Origin of the sequence: Pseudomonas sp. HMSC08G10, assembly GCF_001808425.1 — a bacterium.
Taxonomy (GTDB): domain Bacteria; phylum Pseudomonadota; class Gammaproteobacteria; order Pseudomonadales; family Pseudomonadaceae; genus Aquipseudomonas; species Aquipseudomonas guariconensis.
This window is the reverse complement of record NZ_KV793334.1, coordinates 1-1,472: the sequence shown is the minus strand read 5'-3', so window position 1 is coordinate 1,472 and position 1,472 is coordinate 1. Positions and strand designations below refer to the sequence as shown.

Sequence of the window (1,472 nt, the reverse complement as noted above, 5' to 3'; positions counted from 1 at the left end):
AACCTCGACCTGCTGGAATCCCTGCGCAAGTCGAAGATCAAGCTGGTTCTGACCCGCCATGAGCAGTCCGCGGGCTTCATGGCCGCCACCTATGGCCGTCTGACCGGCAAGACCGGCGTCAGCCTGTCGACTCTCGGCCCAGGTGCCACCAACCTGGTGACCGCTAGCGCCTACGCCTACCTGGGCGGTATGCCGATGATGATGATCACCGGCCAAAAGCCGATCAAGAAGTCCAAGCAGGGCCGCTTCCAGATCATCGATGTGTGCGGCATGATGGACCCCATCACCAAGTACACCCACCAGTTCGCCTCGGCCGACAACATCCCGGCCCGCATGCGCGAAGCCTTCCGCCTGGCTGAAGAAGAAAAACCCGGCGCTGTGCACCTGGAACTGCCGGAAGACATCGCAGCCGAGCAGACCGATGCCATGCCGATCCAGCCCAGCCTGCACCGCCGCCCGCTGGCCGAGCACGTGGCCATCGAAGCGGCCATCGAGAAGCTGCGCAACGCCCGCAGCCCGATCCTAGTGATCGGTGCCGGCGCCAACCGCAAGATGACTGCCAAGGTCCTCAAGCAGCTGATCGACAAGACCGGCATTCCATTCGTCACCACCCAGCTGGGCAAAGGTGTGGTGGACGAGCGCCATCCGAGCTTCCTGGGCAACGCCGCGCTGTCGTCCGGCGACTTCGTGCACCGCGCCATCGAAGCGGCCGACCTGATCATCAACATCGGCCACGACGTCATCGAGAAGCCGCCGTTCTTCATGGTGCGTGGCGGTACCGAAGTCATCCACGTCAACTTCCGCTCCGCAGAAGTCGACGCCGTGTACTTCCCGCAGATCGAAGTGATCGGCGACATCGCCAATGCCGTCTGGCAGATCGGCGAAGGCTTGGGCGACACCTCGCACTGGGACTTCACCCGCCTGCTGGCGATCCGCGAAGCCAACGAAGCGCAGATCGCCGAAGGCAAGGACGATGACCGCTTCCCGGTCTACCCGCAGCGTCTGGTCGCGGACATCCGCCGCGTCCTGCCGTCCGAAGGCATCGTGGCCCTGGACAACGGCATCTACAAAATCTGGTTCGCCCGCAACTACAAGGCCCACAAGCCCAACACCGTGCTGCTGGACAATGCCCTGGCAACCATGGGCGCCGGTCTGCCGTCGGCCATGGCGGCGCATCTGGTGTACCCAGACCGCCCGGTCATCTCGGTGTGCGGTGACGGTGGCTTCATGATGAACAGCCAGGAGCTGGAGACTGCAGTACGTCTGGGCATGCACATCACCGTGGTGATCCTGCGTGACGACGGCTACGGCATGATCCGCTGGAAGCAGGCCAACATGGGCTTCACCGACTTCGGCCTGGACTACGGCAACCCGGACTTCGTCAAGTACGCTGAAGCCTACGGTGCCAACGGTCACCGTGTCGAAAGCGCCGAAGGCCTGCTGCCGCTGCTCGAGCACTGCATCAAGACCCC

The 1,472-nt window shown here is 63.6% G+C and carries 1 protein-coding gene; it reads left to right on the top strand.

The window, feature by feature from the left end:
• Nucleotides 1–1,472: acetolactate synthase large subunit (locus tag HMPREF3173_RS22060; protein ID WP_070576745.1), on the top strand; the 1,472-nt coding region annotated here is incomplete at both ends.